The sequence below is a fragment of the Pseudomonas citronellolis genome (assembly GCF_001586155.1).
Lineage (GTDB): Bacteria > Pseudomonadota > Gammaproteobacteria > Pseudomonadales > Pseudomonadaceae > Pseudomonas > Pseudomonas citronellolis.
On sequence record NZ_CP014158.1, the window covers coordinates 6,707,385 to 6,722,492 of the forward strand.

15 protein-coding genes are annotated in these 15,108 nt (G+C 69.0%); 10 read left to right on the plus strand and 5 right to left on the minus strand.

What is annotated here, in order from left to right; translation table 11 throughout:
• Positions 1 to 11 precede the first annotated feature (11 nt).
• The 5 genes from lysA to PcP3B5_RS29290 all read left to right on the plus strand — a co-directional run bounded on the left by lysA (position 12) and on the right by PcP3B5_RS29290 (position 4,519).
• On the plus strand, positions 12 to 1,259 hold the full coding sequence (gene lysA / locus PcP3B5_RS29270) for a diaminopimelate decarboxylase (RefSeq protein ID WP_043268170.1): 1,248 nt from the start codon (positions 12 to 14) through the stop codon (positions 1,257 to 1,259).
• Between the two features lie 10 nt (positions 1,260 to 1,269).
• A complete protein-coding gene (gene dapF / locus PcP3B5_RS29275) occupies positions 1,270 to 2,100 on the plus strand; it encodes a diaminopimelate epimerase (protein WP_061563087.1) in 831 nt (276 codons plus the stop codon).
• A gap of 25 nt (positions 2,101 to 2,125) precedes the next feature.
• Positions 2,126 to 2,827 carry a DUF484 family protein gene (locus PcP3B5_RS29280; protein WP_009614058.1) on the plus strand — a complete coding sequence of 234 codons (702 nt, stop codon included), beginning with the start codon at positions 2,126 to 2,128 and terminating at the stop codon, positions 2,825 to 2,827.
• Positions 2,828 to 2,909: 82 nt separating this feature from the next.
• Positions 2,910 to 3,830, plus strand: a complete 921-nt coding sequence (gene xerC / locus PcP3B5_RS29285) for a tyrosine recombinase XerC (protein ID WP_061563088.1) — start codon at positions 2,910 to 2,912, stop codon at positions 3,828 to 3,830.
• Entirely contained in the window at positions 3,827 to 4,519 is a 693-nt protein-coding gene (locus PcP3B5_RS29290) for an HAD family hydrolase (RefSeq protein ID WP_061563089.1), read from the plus strand. Before xerC ends, PcP3B5_RS29290 begins: the two co-directional genes overlap by 4 nt.
• Before the next feature lie 328 nt (positions 4,520 to 4,847).
• On the opposite strand, the gene sutA is transcribed toward PcP3B5_RS29290, so the two are convergent.
• From sutA to glnK, 4 genes are all read right to left on the minus strand, one after another.
• A complete protein-coding gene (sutA, locus tag PcP3B5_RS29295; RefSeq protein ID WP_061563090.1) occupies positions 4,848 to 5,171 on the minus strand; it encodes a transcriptional regulator SutA in 324 nt (107 codons plus the stop codon).
• Between the two features lie 77 nt (positions 5,172 to 5,248).
• Positions 5,249 to 5,674 (minus strand): secondary thiamine-phosphate synthase enzyme YjbQ, encoded by a 426-nt coding sequence (locus tag PcP3B5_RS29300; RefSeq protein ID WP_061563091.1) that lies wholly within the window; start codon positions 5,672 to 5,674, stop codon positions 5,249 to 5,251.
• 101 nt (positions 5,675 to 5,775) lie between these two features.
• Positions 5,776 to 7,110, minus strand: a complete 1,335-nt coding sequence (locus tag PcP3B5_RS29305) for an ammonium transporter (RefSeq protein WP_009614064.1) — start codon at positions 7,108 to 7,110, stop codon at positions 5,776 to 5,778.
• Between the two features lie 35 nt (positions 7,111 to 7,145).
• Entirely contained in the window at positions 7,146 to 7,484 is a 339-nt protein-coding gene (gene glnK / locus PcP3B5_RS29310) for a P-II family nitrogen regulator (protein ID WP_003457590.1), read from the minus strand.
• A 543-nt stretch (positions 7,485 to 8,027) separates the two neighbouring features.
• On the opposite strand from glnK, the gene PcP3B5_RS29315 reads away from it, so the two are divergent.
• From PcP3B5_RS29315 to PcP3B5_RS29325, 3 genes are all read left to right on the plus strand, one after another.
• A complete protein-coding gene (locus PcP3B5_RS29315; RefSeq protein WP_061563092.1) occupies positions 8,028 to 10,058 on the plus strand; it encodes an acyltransferase family protein in 2,031 nt (676 codons plus the stop codon).
• 92 nt (positions 10,059 to 10,150) lie between these two features.
• The gene (locus PcP3B5_RS29320) at positions 10,151 to 10,417 is read left to right on the plus strand and encodes an accessory factor UbiK family protein (RefSeq protein WP_009614069.1); all 267 of its coding nucleotides are present in this window, start codon (positions 10,151 to 10,153) and stop codon (positions 10,415 to 10,417) included.
• Positions 10,418 to 10,602: 185 nt separating this feature from the next.
• Complete coding sequence (locus PcP3B5_RS29325; protein ID WP_061563093.1) at positions 10,603 to 12,090, plus strand: YifB family Mg chelatase-like AAA ATPase; 1,488 nt, start codon at positions 10,603 to 10,605, stop codon at positions 12,088 to 12,090.
• Between the two features lie 3 nt (positions 12,091 to 12,093).
• Here PcP3B5_RS29325 and PcP3B5_RS29330 read toward each other — a convergent pair whose 3' ends face one another.
• Positions 12,094 to 12,324: a DUF1127 domain-containing protein gene (locus PcP3B5_RS29330; protein ID WP_058488049.1), complete on the minus strand. Its 231-nt coding sequence runs from the start codon at positions 12,322 to 12,324 to the stop codon at positions 12,094 to 12,096.
• A gap of 174 nt (positions 12,325 to 12,498) precedes the next feature.
• Between PcP3B5_RS29330 and PcP3B5_RS29335 the strand changes: the two genes are divergently transcribed.
• The gene (locus PcP3B5_RS29335; protein ID WP_058488048.1) at positions 12,499 to 13,950 is read left to right on the plus strand and encodes an aminotransferase-like domain-containing protein; all 1,452 of its coding nucleotides are present in this window, start codon (positions 12,499 to 12,501) and stop codon (positions 13,948 to 13,950) included.
• 334 nt (positions 13,951 to 14,284) lie between these two features.
• Positions 14,285 to 15,097, plus strand: a complete 813-nt coding sequence (locus PcP3B5_RS29340; RefSeq protein ID WP_061563094.1) for a TlpA family protein disulfide reductase — start codon at positions 14,285 to 14,287, stop codon at positions 15,095 to 15,097.
• Positions 15,098 to 15,108 lie beyond the last annotated feature (11 nt).

The following is a 15,108-nucleotide window of genomic DNA, read 5'->3' on the forward strand; positions in this document are numbered from 1 at the left end:
GGGAGCAGCACATGGAGGCATTCAACGTCCGTGACGGGCAACTGTTCGCGGAAGGTGTGGCGTTGTCGGCGCTGGCCGAGCGCTTCGGCACGCCCACCTACGTCTACTCGCGCGCTCACATCGAGCAGCAGTTCCGCTCCTATACCGATGCCCTGCAGGGCCTGCCGCACTTGGTCTGCTTCGCGGTCAAGGCCAACTCCAACCTGGCCGTGCTGAATGTCCTGGCGCGCCTGGGCTCGGGCTTCGACATCGTCTCGCGCGGCGAGCTGGAACGCGTGCTGGCCGCCGGCGGCGACCCGGCCAAGGTGGTGTTCTCCGGCGTCGGCAAGAGCCGCGACGACATGCGCCGCGCCCTGCAAGTGGGCGTGCACTGCTTCAACGTCGAATCCGCCGTGGAGCTGGAACGCCTGCAGGAAGTGGCTGCGGAACTGGGCGTGAAGGCCCCCGTGTCGCTGCGGGTGAACCCGGACGTGGACGCCCAGACCCACCCCTACATCTCCACCGGGCTGAAAGAGAACAAGTTCGGCATCGACATCGACGAGGCCGAGGCCATCTACGCCCGCGCCGCCGAGCTGCCGAACCTGGAAGTGAAAGGCGTGGACTGCCACATCGGCTCGCAGCTGACCCAGCTGGAGCCCTTCCTCGACGCCCTCGACCGCCTGCTGGCGCTGGTCGACCGCCTGGCCGCGCGCGGCATCCTGATCCGCCACCTGGACCTGGGCGGCGGCCTCGGCGTGCGCTACCGCGACGAAACCCCGCCGCCGGCCAGCGACTACATCCGCGCCATCCGCGAGCGCCTGGGCAGCCGCCAGCTGACCCTGGTGTTCGAGCCGGGCCGCTACATCGTGGCCAACGCCGGCCTGCTGCTGACCCGCGTGGAGTACCTCAAGCACACCGCGCACAAGGACTTCGCCATCATCGACGCGGCGATGAACGACCTGATCCGCCCGGCGCTGTACCAGGCCTGGATGGAGGTCACCCCGGTCGTCGCGCGCGCGGGCCAGAAACGTACCTACGACCTGGTCGGCCCCATCTGCGAGACCGGCGACTTCCTCGCCAAGGGCCGCGAGCTGGCCCTGGAAGAAGGCGACCTGCTGGCGATCCGCTCGGCCGGCGCCTATGGTTTCGTCATGAGTTCCAACTACAACACCCGCGGCCGCGCCGCCGAGGTGCTGGTGGATGGCGAGCGGGCCTTCGAGGTGCGCCGCCGCGAGACCGTCCAGGAGCTTTACGCCGGCGAAAGCCTGCTGCCGGAGTGAGGCCGAAACCATGCTACTGCGCTTCACCAAGATGCACGGGCTGGGCAATGACTTCATGGTCCTCGACCTGGTCAGCCAGCACGCCCACGTGCTGCCCCGCCACGTCAAGAGCTGGGGCGACCGCAACACCGGCGTCGGCTTCGACCAGTTGCTGATCGTCGAGCCGCCGGGTAGCCCCGAGGTCGACTTCCGCTACCGCATCTTCAACGCCGACGGCAGCGAAGTGGAACAGTGCGGCAACGGCGCGCGCTGCTTCGCCCGCTTCGTGCTGGACAAGCGCCTGACCATGAAGAAGACCATCCGCGTCGAGACCAAGGGCGGCATCATCGAGCTCAGCGTCGCCAACGACGGCCAGGTCACCGTGGACATGGGCGCGCCGCGCCTGGCGCCGGAACAGGTGCCCTTCGTCGCCGACGCCGAAGCCACCAGCTACGCCGTGGAAGTCGACGGGCAGACCGTCGAGCTGGCCGCCGTCTCCATGGGCAACCCCCATGGCGTGCTGCGGGTGGACGACGTCGACAGCGCCCCGGTGCGCACCCTCGGCCCGAAGCTGGAAGTGCACCCGCGCTTCCCGGCCAAGGCCAACATCGGCTTCCTCCAGGTACTCGACGCCAACCATGCGCGCCTGCGCGTGTGGGAGCGCGGCGTCGGCGAGACCCTGGCCTGCGGCACCGGCGCCTGCGCCGCCGCGGTGGCCGGCATCCGCCAGGGCTGGCTGCGCTCGCCGGTGCAGATCGACCTGCCGGGCGGCCGCCTGAACATCGAGTGGGCAGGCCCCGGCCAGCCGGTTATGATGACCGGGCCCGCCGTGCGGGTGTACGAAGGCCAGGTCCGCCTGTAACCCGAGACGCCAAGCCGAGACGCCCATGACCGAGAACAGCCCGGAACACCGCCCGCCGCTGGATGCCGAACAGGTCGCCGAGTACCTGCGCGAGCATCCCGAATTCTTCGTCGAGCACGACGAGCTGATCCCGGAGATGCGCATCCCCCACGAGAGCGGCAACGCCGTCTCGCTGGTGGAACGCCAGGTGCGCCTGCTGCGCGAGCGCAACATCGAGATGCGCCATCGCCTGGCACAGCTGATGGACGTGGCCCGCGACAACGACCGGCTGTTCGACAAGACCCGCCGCCTGGTGCTCGACCTGCTCGACGCCACCAGCCTGGAGGACGTGGTCAGCACCGTGGAAGACAGCCTGCGCCACGAGTTCCAGGTGCCCTACGTCAGCCTGATCCTGTTCAGCGACAACAACCTGCCGGTGGGCCGCTCGGTGAGCAGCGCCGAGGCGCACCAGGCCATCGGCGGGCTGCTTTCCGGCGGCAAGACCGTATGCGGCGTGCTGCGCCCCCATGAGCTGGCCTTCCTGTTCGGCGAAACCGAACGCGACGGCGTCGGCTCGGCGGCAGTGGTCTCGCTGACCTTCCAGGGCCTGCACGGCGTGCTCGCCATCGGCAGCCCGGACCCGCAGCACTACAAGAGCTCCCTCGGCACCCTGTTCCTCGGCTACGTGGCCGAGGTCCTGGCCCGCGTCCTGCCGCGCTTCTCCACGCCGCTGCGGTCGGTACGCTAGCCAGGTAGCGGCAAGCCTCGAGTTGCAAGCCGCAAGCAAGGCAACGCGGTGGAAGCCGGGCTTTTCACTTGGAGCTTGAAGCTTGAAGCTTGTAGCCGACCTCGATGCCTTCCTCGAACACCTGCGCAGCGAGCGCCAGGTGTCCGCGCATACCCTCGCCGGCTACCGGCGCGACCTGCTCAAGGTCGTCGCGCTGTGCGAGAAGAACGGCATCGCCGACTGGGCCGACCTGCAGGTGCGCGAGCTGCGCGCGCAGGTCGCCCGCCTGCACGCCCAGGGCCTGGCCAGCCGCAGCCTGGCGCGGCTGCTCTCGGCGGTGCGCGGGCTCTACCAGTACCTGATCCGCGAGGGCCGCTGCCGGCACAACCCCGCCGACGGCCTGGCCGCGCCCAAGGCCGCGCGCAAGCTGCCGCGCACCCTCGACGCCGACCGCGCCGGGCAACTGCTCGACGGCGCCCTGGAGGACGACTTCATCGCCTGCCGCGACCAGGCCATGCTGGAGCTGTTCTATTCCTCCGGCCTGCGCCTGTCCGAGCTGGTCGGCCTGGACCTCGACGGCCTGGACCTGTCCGCCGGGCTGGTGCGGGTGCTCGGCAAGGGCAACAAGGTCCGCGAACTGCCGGTGGGGCGCGCCGCGCGCAAGGCCATCGAGGACTGGCTGCCGCTGCGCGAGATGGTCCGCCCGGCCGACCGCGCGCTGTTCGTCGGCCACAGCGGCAAGCGCCTGACGCCGCGCGCCGTGCAGCTGCGGGTGCGTCAGGCCGGCGTGCGCGAACTCGGCCAGCACCTGCACCCGCACATGCTGCGGCATTCCTTCGCCAGCCATATCCTGGAATCCTCCCAGGACCTGCGCGCGGTGCAGGAGCTGCTCGGCCATGCCGACATCGCCACCACGCAGATCTACACCCACCTGGACTTCCAGCATCTGGCCAAGGTCTACGACAACGCCCACCCGCGGGCCAGGCGCGTCAAACGCGATACCGATACAGGAGCCGAGGAATGAACATCCGGCTGGTCACCTTCGACCTCGACGACACCCTCTGGGACGTCGCCCCGGTGATGAACAGCGCCGAGGCCACCCTGCGCGAATGGCTGGCGGCGAACGCCGCGCAACTGGGCCCGGTGCCCATCGAGCACCTGTGGGCGATCCGCGCGCGGCTGATGCAGCAGGACCCAATGCTCAGACACCGCCTGAGCGAGCTGCGCCGGCGCATCCTCCTGCACGCCCTGCTCGACGCCGGTTATCCACAGGCGGAAGCGGCGGACCTGGCCGAAGCCGGCTTCCAGGTCTTCCTCCATGCGCGCCACCAGGTCAGCCTGTTCCCCGAGGTGCACCCGACCCTGGAGACCCTGGCCAACCGCTTCATCCTCGGCGTGCTCACCAACGGCAACGCCGACGTGCGCCGCCTGGGCCTGGCCGACTACTTCCAGTTCGCCCTGTGTGCCGAGGAGCTGGGCATCGGCAAGCCCGACCCGAAACCCTTCCAGGAAGCGCTCAAGCGCGCCGGCGTTGAGCCGCAGCAGGCGGTGCACATCGGCGACCACCCCAGCGACGACATCGCCGGCGCTCGCCGCGCCGGCCTGCGGGCCATCTGGTTCAACCCGGCGCGCAAGGCCTGGGAGGGCGAGGAAGCGCCCAGCGCGATCATCCACAGCCTCGCGGAGCTGCCCGGGGTGCTGGCGCGGCTGTAATCGAAACGCTCCTCGTGGGAGCGCCGATGGTTCATCGTTGGGCGCGCTCCTACAGGGGAGCGGCGCGGCTGGGGCAGCGTAGGAGCGGATCTCATCCGCGATCCGCGCCGATACCTCCGGCTATCGCGGACAAGGTCCGCTCCTACGCCCTCCGGCAAACACAAGACCCGTAGGATGGCGTTGAGCGAAGCGATACCCATCACCCCGACCGCATGGGTTTCGCAAGGCTCAACCCATCCTACGAAGAGCACTGCGCCCACGGGCCGTCACAAAGAAAAAGCCCGCCGCTCCCCTTCCGGGGAGGGCGGGCCTTTTCACGACGTCGCCCTTAGATGGGGCGGCTGCCGTATTTGCTGTCCGGCTTCTTCGGCGGATCGGCGACCACGTTGGGCTCGATCTCCTGGACCTTGCCGCCACGGGAGAGGAACTCTTCCATGGCCCTGGCCAGGGCGTCGCGCTCCTTCTGCTTGGCCTCCACCGAGGGCAGTTCCTCTTCCTCTACGGCTGCCTTGGCTTTCTTGCCGCCACCAGAGGAAACCGGGGCCTCGTCGGCTTCGCCATCGGCGTCGCCATCGTCAGCCGCGGCCAGCTCTTCGCCGTCGTCCTCGTCGGCACCTTCCAGCTCGTCTTGTTCAAGTTCTTCGTCGCTCATCGCTCAACCTCGTGGTGCTGCAAAGCAGGTTAGTTATAGCCCAGCCGCGCGCTTTGACGAACGCTGCCGGAAAAAATTCACAGAGCCTCGCCCTGCAGGGTCGCCAGCACCTTGCGCGGCCCGCCGTGATCGCGGTGTTCGCCCAGGTAGATGCCCTGCCAGGTGCCCAGCGCCAGGCGCCCGGCACTGACCGGCAGGGTCAGCTGGCAGCCCAGCAGGCTGGCCTTGAAGTGCGCGGGCAAGTCGTCCGACCCTTCGTAATCGTGCTCGTAGCCACCCTCGTCCTGCGGCACCAGGCGATTGAAGAATCGCTCGAAGTCCCGCCGTACCGAGGGGTCGGCATTCTCGTTCAGCGTCAGTGACGCCGAGGTGTGCTGCAACAGCAGGTGCAGCAGGCCGACCCGGCAGCGCGCCAGGTCCGGCAATGCCGCCAGCACCTCGTCGGTGACCAGGTGGAAACCGCGCGACCGCGGGCGCAGGGTGATCAGGGTCTGCTGCCACATGGCGAGGCCTCCGATTGGCTACCGATGCGGGCGCATTCTAGCGAAGCGCAGAAAAAAACAAAGGGCGCCCGTAGGCGCCCTTCGTCGAACTCGCGCGAACCTTACAGGTTGTAGCCGCGCTCGTTGTGCAGGGCCAGGTCCAGGCCCACGGTTTCTTCTTCTTCGGTGACGCGCAGGCCGATGACCAGGTCCAGCACCTTGAGGATCACGAAGCTGACGATCCCGGTGTAGACGATGGTGAAGGCCACGCCCTTGAACTGGATGAACAGCTGGGCGCCGATGTCGGTGACGGTGCCGAAGCCACCCAGGGCCGGCGCTGCGAACACGCCGGTCAGCAGGGCGCCGACGATGCCGCCGACGGCATGCACGCCGAAGGCGTCCAGGGAGTCGTCGTAGCCGATGGCGCGCTTGAGGGTGGTGGCGGCGAAGAAGCAGATCACGCCGGCGGCCAGGCCGAGGATGATGGCGCCCATCGGGCCGCAGGTGCCGGCGGCCGGGGTGACGGCCACGAGGCCGGCGACCACGCCCGAAGCGATGCCCAGGGCGCTCGGCTTGCCGTGGGTGATCCACTCGGCGAACATCCAGCCCAGGGCCGCGGCGGCGGTGGCGATCTGGGTCACCAGCATGGCCATGCCGGCGGTGCCGTTGGCGGCGGCGGCGGAACCGGCGTTGAAGCCGAACCAGCCGATCCACAGCAGGGCCGCGCCGACCAGGGTGTAGCCCAGGTTGTGCGGGGCCATGGCGGCGGTCGGGTAGCCCTTGCGCTTGCCCATCACCAGGCAGGCCACCAGGCCGGCCACACCGGCGTTGATGTGCACCACGGTGCCGCCGGCGAAGTCCAGCACGCCCCAGTCCCACAGCAGGCCGCCGTCGCCGCTCCAGACCATGTGCGCGATGGGAGCGTAGACCAGGGTGAACCACAGGCCGGTGAAGATCAGCAGCGCGGAGAACTTCATGCGCTCGGCGAAGGCGCCGACGATCAGCGCCGGGGTGATGATCGCGAAGGTCATCTGGAACATCACGAAGACGCTTTCCGGGAACAGCGCCGCGGCGGAGGTCAGGCCGGTGCTGGTCAGGCCGCTGAGGAAGGCCTTGTCGAAGCCGCCGACGAAGGAGGCGAAGTTGATCACGCCCTTCTCCATGCCGACGGTGTCGAAGGCCAGGCTGTAGCCGTAGACGACCCACAGGATGCTGATCAGCGCGGTGATGGCGAAGCACTGCATCATGATCGACAGGACGTTCTTGGCGCGCACCATGCCGCCGTAGAACAGGGCCAGGCCGGGGATGGTCATCATCAGCACCAGGGCGCTGGAAATCAGCATCCAGGCGGTGTCGCCACTGTTCAGGACCGGGGCCGCAGCTTCGTCCGCCATGGCCAGGCCAGGCATTGCGAGGGACAAAAGGGCTCCTAGCCCTGCGAACTTGCGCAGAGTCATTGTTGTTTCTCCTGGGGCGGTGGGGTTCGGTTGGCTTAGATGGCGTCGGTACCGGTCTCGCCGGTACGGATGCGGATCGCCTGTTCCAGATTCACGACGAAAATCTTGCCGTCGCCGATCTTGCCGGTGTTGGCGGCCTTGGTGATGGCTTCGATGACGCGGTCCAGCTGGTCGTCGGCGATGGCCACGTCGATCTTCACCTTGGGCAGGAAGTCGACGACGTACTCCGCACCACGGTACAGCTCGGTGTGCCCCTTCTGCCGGCCGAAGCCCTTGACTTCGGTCACAGTGATGCCCTGCACGCCGATCTCGGACAGCGACTCGCGCACGTCGTCGAGCTTGAACGGCTTGATGATGGCTGTGACTAGCTTCATGAAACTCTCTCCCGTGTTTTGGTGGACTCGCCCCAGGAAAACGAACCCGGGGACAAGTCTAAGCGCAGTGTCTGGCTTTGTAACGCGCCGGCCGCCCTACCTCAGCACTCCGACTCCTCCAGCCGCTTCCCGCGAAGCGCTCGTCAGCTCCGCCAGCCGCACCGGACCTGCATCGGTGCACGCTATGCCAGCCCCAAAGCAGGAAGCTTGCCAGCTCGGCGAAAAGCCCGGCGATTCAGCCGCTTAGCGAAAAACACCGGGCGCCGGGCGATGGCCGGGTGCCATGTCGCGCACCAGAACCGGGCAGTACTGCCGCCATGCCTGCGCAAAAATCGTGCAGCGCCCTGCTTTTTCCGGCCAACGCGGGGGCCGACCAGGGCCATCCGGGCCGCACCATAGGGAAGAGGCTCGACCAGCGCTGGACCAGGGCCATCTATCCGAAGGGATTTTCCGAAAGCCTGAAGGCAAGTTCCTCAGTATCCGAGCGGGCGTCGCCGCAGGAGTCGAAAGACCTATCTTTCGCCGATTTGCGGACAACCAGCGATGAGCCTTCTCCCCAGCCGCCGCGCCTGGCCCGGCCAGGCAACCCCCACGCCCACCAACCACTTCAGGCAGGACATCAACGGCCTGCGCGCCCTGGCGGTGGTCGCGGTCATCCTCTATCACTTCGACATCGGCGGACTGGCCGGCGGATTCACCGGCGTGGACGTGTTCTTCGTGCTCTCCGGCTACCTCATGACGGGGATCATCGTCACCGGCCTGCAGCGTGGCGACTTCTCCGTCCTGGCGTTCTACTGGGCCCGGGCCAGGCGTATCCTTCCGGCGTTGCTGGTGGTCTGTGCGGTCGTGCTGGCCATCGGCTGGCTGCTGCTGGCGCCGAACGACTACAAGACCCTCGGCCGGCACGCCCGACAGTCCCTGGCCTTCCTGTCCAATCACCTGTATCTGAAGGAAGCCGGCTACTTCGACAGCGCCAGCCAGGCGAAATGGCTGCTGCACACCTGGTCGCTGTCCGTCGAATGGCAGTTCTACCTGGCGTTGCCGCTCATCCTCGCCCTCGCCTGGAAGCTGTTGCCCCGGCGCGGCACGCTCGTGGGCGTGCACCTGGCGCTGTTCTCCTGCTCGCTGGCGCTGTGCATCGCGCTGACTGCCAGCCATCCGCAAAAGGCTTTCTACCTCCTGCCCGCCCGCGCCTGGGAAATGCTCCTGGGCGGGTTGTGCTTCCTGCTCTGCTCGAACCTCGGGCTCCCGGCGACGGCGCGGCGCCTGCTGGAAGCCGGCGGCCTGGCGCTGATAGGCGCGTCGGTGTTCCTGCTCGACGAATCCGCCGCCTGGCCCGGCGCACTGGCGCTGCTGCCGACACTGGGAACCGCCATGGTGCTGGCGGCCCGGCGGGAAACCTCGCCGTGGTGCACCCATGGCGCCGTCCAGTGGCTGGGCACGCGCTCCTACTCCCTGTACCTGTGGCACTGGCCGCTGGTAGCCTGGCTGTTCCATGCCGGCCACCGGCAAGCGCCCCTGTGGATCGCCGCAGCCCTGTTGCTGACGCTGATACTGGGCGAGCTTTCCTACCGGCTGGTGGAACAGCCGACGCGGCGCTGGCTGGGCACGAGCAGGCGGGCGTTCGCCGTGGCCGGACTGGCCGGCCTGATGATCCTCGCCGGCTACCTGGCGCAGGTGGTGGTCAGGGCGAAAGGCTTCCCGCAACGGATGCCCGCGGACATCCTGGCGATGCGCGAACAGGCCCTGCAGGGCACGCCGCGCAACGAGGAGTGCCTGAGCAAGGGCGCGGGCTGCGTGTATGGCGGGCCGGACATCCAGGCCATGCTCATCGGCGACAGCCATGCCGCCTCCGTGGTCACCGCCGCACAACTCGCGCTGCCCGACGCCGGCCAGGGCATCTACCTGCGGGCCGCGCCAGCCTGCCTGCCGGTTCCCGGGCTGCATATCCGCGAACACCCGCGCGACAACCCGGAGGACACCTGCAATCGCCTGCGCCGGCAACTGCCGGCCGAACTCGGCGACGCGCCCGGCCGGGTGCCGCTGATCATCGTCACCCGCACCTCCGTCTACCCACTGGGCTACAACGGCATCGACCAGAACCGCAAGAACCGGCCGCAGGCCTACATCAGCTCGCCCGTGGACGAGCCCAGCAGCGAATGGCTCGAGGCGTTCGCCCGGCTCTACATCGACCACGCCTGCGCCCTGGCGCGGCAGCGCCCGGTCTACCTGGTGCGGCCGATACCGGAAATGCGCGTCGACGTACCGGATGTGATGAGCCGGAAGATGCTCCAGGGGAAGGCGCCGCAAGTCACCCTCAGCCGGGCCGACTACGAGGCGCGCAACGGCTTCGTCTGGAGCGTGCAGGACCGCGCCCGCGAAGCCTGCGGCGTGCAGATTCTCGATCCGCTTCCCTACCTGTGCGACGAAGGGCAATGCTACGGCGGCCGGGAAGGACAGGCCTACTACGCCGACGACAACCACCTGAACGCGGCGGGCAGCCGGCTCCTGGCGCCCATGTTCGCCAAGGTCTTCGCGGACCTGTCCACGGCCCAGGCCGATCCCCCGCGCTAACGCGCAGAACCTGCGGCGGCTGCCCGGTCCGCGCCAGCGGCACCGGGCAGCGTGATAGACTCCCCACCCAGTCCCAACCGGAAACCCTCGCCATGCTGCCGCCCAAAGCCTTCCTCGACGCCCTCGGCCAACAGGCCAGCCGCCTCTTCGGCGGTGAATCGCCGCTGCCCCGCGCCGAGCTGGAGGCGCAGTTCAAGGTCCTGCTGCAGAGCGCCTTCGGCAAGCTCGACCTGGTCAGCCGCGACGAGTTCGACAGCCAGATGGTGGTGCTCGCCCGCACCCGCGCCCGCCTGGAGGCGCTGGAAGCCAAGGTCGCCGAACTGGAAGCCAGACTCACGCCGCCCGCCGAGGCCGAATAGGCCGCAGGGGTTGGGAAAGGAGAGAGCGATTCCTCTCCCGCCTTTTTCCCGTTCGTGTTCACCAACCCGGGCCAACAAGAAACTTCCCACAGGACATCGGCAGCATTACAGCGACTCCGAGCATGGTCCCGGCTTCCCTGACCTCCTAGACTGGCGGTTTGTGAGGGAAGAGGCTGCCCCCATCCATGTCCCTGGCCATCGTCCACAGCCGCGCCCAGGTCGGCGTCGAGGCTCCCGGCGTCACCGTCGAGGCGCACCTGGCCAACGGCCTGCCGTCGCTGACCCTGGTCGGCCTGCCGGAAACCGCGGTCAAGGAAAGCAAGGATCGCGTGCGCAGCGCCATCCTCAACTCCGGCTTCGAATTCCCCGCCCGACGCATCACCCTCAACCTCGCCCCGGCCGACCTGCCCAAGGACGGCGGACGCTTCGACCTGGCCATCGCCCTGGGCCTGCTCGCCGCCAACGGCCAGTTGGCCGGCGCCAGCCTGGACGGCCTCGAATGCCTCGGTGAACTGGCCCTGTCCGGCGCCCTGCGCCCGGTGCAGGGCGTGCTACCGGCCGCCCTGGCGGCGCGCGCCGCCGGTCGCGCCCTGGTGGTGCCGAAGGAGAATGCCGAGGAAGCAAGCCTGGCCAGCGGCCTGACCGTCTACGCCGTGGGCCACCTGCTGGAGCTGGCCGCGCACCTGACCGGCCAGACGCCCCTGGCGCCCTACCAGGCCCGCGGCCTGCTGCGGGAAACCCCACCCTACCCCGACCTCGCCGAGGTCCAGGGCCAGGCCGCGGCCAAGCGCGCCCTGCTGGTGGCCGCGGCCGGGTCGCACAACCTGCTGCTGAGCGGCCCGCCGGGCACCGGCAAGACGCTGCTGGCCAGCCGCCTGCCGGGGCTGCTGCCGCCGCTGAGCGAAGACGAGGCGCTGCAGGTGGCGGCCATCCACTCCGTGTCCGGGCGCGGGCCGCTGACGCACTGGCCGCAGCGCCCGTTCCGCCAGCCGCACCACAGCGCCTCGGCCGCCGCGCTGGTAGGCGGCGGCAGCCGGCCGCAACCCGGGGAGATCACCCTGGCCCACGAAGGCGTGCTATTCCTCGACGAGCTGCCGGAGTTCGACCGCAAGGTCCTGGAAGTGCTTCGCGAGCCCCTGGAAGGGGGAGAAATCGTGATCGCCCGGGCCAACGGCCGGGTGCGCTTCCCGGCGCGCTTCCAACTGGTGGCGGCGATGAACCCCTGCCCCTGCGGCTACCTGGGCGACCCCAGCGGCCGCTGCCGTTGCACTCCGGAGCAGATCCAGCGCTACCGCGCCAAGCTCTCCGGCCCGCTGCTGGACCGCATCGACCTGCACCTGACCGTTGGCCGCGAGACCACGCGCCTCGTCCCTCAGAGTGGCAGCCTGGGCAGCGCCGAGGTCGCCGCGCAGGTGGCCAGCGCCCGCGAGCGGCAACTGGCGCGGCAGGGTTGCGCGAACGCCGTTCTCGACCTCAAGTCGATGCACCATAATTGTGCACTGGACGATCAGGACCAGGCCTGGCTGGAAACCGCAGGCGAGCGCCTGGACCTGTCCCTGCGCGCCCTGCACCGCATCCTCAAGGTCGCCCGCACCCTGGCCGACCTGGAAGGCGCCGAACGCATCGCCCGCTCGCACCTGGCCGAGGCCCTGCAATACCGCGCCGGGCACTGAGCCTCAGCAGCGCCAGAACGGCCGCAGCGCCTCGATGCGCGCCTGCTCGCGGGAAATGCCGATGTCACGCAACTGCTCGTCGCTGAGCTCCAGCAGTTGCCTGCGCGTGCGCACCCGCCGCCAGAACTGGCGCCAGCGGCTTTCCGCCGGGCCGCGCGGAGCCAGGCTGCCGTCGTCGATGCCGAGCAGTTCGCGCTGATACAAGGTCAAGCGCACGTCTGTCATGCCGTTCATGTCGTCACTCCTCCTCCGAGCCTATGGATAGAGTGGCGAAAGGACAGGCTGCATTACAGATTCAAAGAAATGGAATTTTTTCCATACAGACAGCGGAAAAAACCAACTGAATGGCGTACTTTTGCCCGATCTGTACTGGTCTTTGCCGCCACGATGCGGCACGGGGCATCTGTCATGAAACGCTACGCACAATTGGCCGCCACCCTCGGCGAGCGCATCGAGCAGGGGCTGTACCGCCCCGGCGACCGCCTGCCCTCGGTGCGCTCACTGAGCGAGGAGCACGGCGTCAGCATCAGCACCGTGCAGCAGGCCTACCGGGTGCTGGAGGATGCCGGGCTGGTCGAGCCGAGGCCCAAGTCCGGCTTCTTCGTCCCCGAACGGCGCCCGCAGCCGGCCATGCCGGCGATGACCCGGCCGGCGCAACGGCCGGTGGACGTATCGCAGTGGGACCAGGTGCTGGAGCAGGTGCGCCACGCCCCCGGCGGCGATTTCGTCCAGCTCGGCCGCGGCACCCCGGACATCGCCAGTCCTTCGCTCAAGCCACTGCAGCGCGCCATGGCCAACGCCGCGCGGCGCACCGACCTGCAGGCACTGGGCTACGAAGGCCTGCAGGGCTCGCTGGCGCTGCGCGAACAGATTTCCCGGCTGATGCTGGACTCCGGCTGCCAGGTGCCGCCCAGCGAAACGATCATCACCACCGGCTGCCAGGAGGCCCTGGCCATCACCCTGCGCGCCATCTGCCAGCCGGGCGACATCGTCGCCATCGATTCGCCGAGCTTCCATGGCGCCATGCAGACGCTCAAGGCCCAAGGCCTGAAGGCCCTGGAAATCCCCACCGACCCGACCAACGGGGTGAGCCTGGAGGCCCTGGAACTGGCCATGGAGCAATGGCCGGTGAAGCTGATCCTGCTCACCCCCAACTGCAACAACCCGCTGGGCTACATCATGCCCGACGCGCGCAAGCGCGCCCTGCTCAGCCTGGCCCAGCGCTACGACGTACCCATCCTGGAAGACGACGTCTACGGCGAGCTGGCCTATGCCTACCCGCGGCCGCGCAGCATCAAGTCCTTCGACAGCGACGACCGCGTGCTGCTGGCCAGCTCCTTCTCCAAGACCGTGGCGCCGGGCCTGCGCACCGGCTGGGTGGTGCCGGGGCGCTACCTGGACCGCATCCTCCACCTCAAGTACATCGCCAGCGGCACCTGCGCGCCGCAGCCGCAGATGGCCCTGGCCGAATTCGTCGGCGGCGGCCACTACGAGCCGCACATCCGCCGCATGCGCGCCCAGTACCAGCGCCACCGCGACCTGATGACCGACTGGATCGCCCGCTACTTCCCCGAAGGCACCCGCGCCACCCGGCCACAGGGCGGCTTCATGCTCTGGGTGGAGCTGCACCCGCAGTTCGACAGCGTGCGGCTGAACCGCGAACTGCAGGCCGAGCGCGTGCAGGTGGCGGCCGGCAGCATCTTCTCGGCCGCCGGCAAGTACCGCAATTGCCTGCGCATGAACTACTCAAACCGCGACCTGCCGCGCATCGAAGAAGCCGTGCGCAAGGTCGGCGCCTGCGCCACGCGGCTGGTGGAGGAACTGCACGCCGAGGCCGGGGAGGATGTCGCCCTGGCGTGAAGGGGCATAGTGCCTGGGCGACGGTGTTGGGGAGGCACGGTCGTAGGAGTGGCTGTCTTGCCGGCAGCACCAAGGTGCGCCTCAACGGATGGGTTGAGCCTGCGAAACCCATGCTGCCGTGGTGATGGGTATCGCTTCGCTCAACACCATCCTACGGGGTGCTTTGCCGGCGGGGGTAGGAGCGGGCCCTGCCCGCGATTCGCGCGCAGGGCGCGCTCCTATAGGGAAATACCGTGCCGGGCGACAAGGCACAATCGAAACATTTATCCACAGCACAGCTCCCGCCCACCGGCACGGGGCTGCGATACTCGCGGCCTGCCTTCCGGAGACCACCATGACCAGCCTGATCCTCGGCCCGCTCGCCATTCCCATGCCCCAGGCCCTGCTCTACCTGGGCTTCCTCGCCGCGCTGCTGGGCGGCTGGCTGGCCGGACGCAGGCGCGGCGGCAACCCCGAGGGCGCGCTCTTCGCCATGCTCCTGGCCGGCCTGCTGGCGGCGCGCCTGGCCTTCGTCGCGCGCTACGCCGGGCAATACGCGGCAGCGCCCTGGAGCGTGCTGGACATCCGCGACGGCGGCTTCCTCGCCTGGCCGGGCGCCCTCGCTGCGGCCCTGCTCGGCGCCTGGCTGGCCTGGCGCCGCGACAGCCTGCGCCGGCCGCTGGCCATCGCCCTGGCGGCTGGTATCTGCGTCTGGGGTGGCGGCAAGGCGGTGGTCTCCGCCCTGGACCGCGGCCAGCAACTGCCGGCCCTGGCGCTGAGCGACCTGCAAGGCCGCCCGGTGAGCCTCGGCCAACTGGACGGCCGCCCGCTGGTGGTCAACCTCTGGGCCACCTGGTGCCCGCCCTGCCGGCGCGAGATGCCGGTACTGGAAGCCGCCCAGCAGGCGCGCCCGGACGTGCGCTTCGTGCTGGTCAACCAGGGCGAACCGGCCGAAGCCATCGCCAGCTTCCTCGCCAGCCAGAACCTGAAGCCCAGGGAAGTCCTGCTCGACCTCGGCAACCAACTCGGCCAGGCCACCGGCGCCTACGGCATGCCGACCACCTTCTTCTACGCTGCCGACGGCCGCCTGCGCCACAGCCACATGGGCGAGCTGTCCGCCGCCAGCCTGGAGCACGGCCTGCAGCAGTTGGCCGAGCCCCGGCGCTGAGCCGGGGCCGG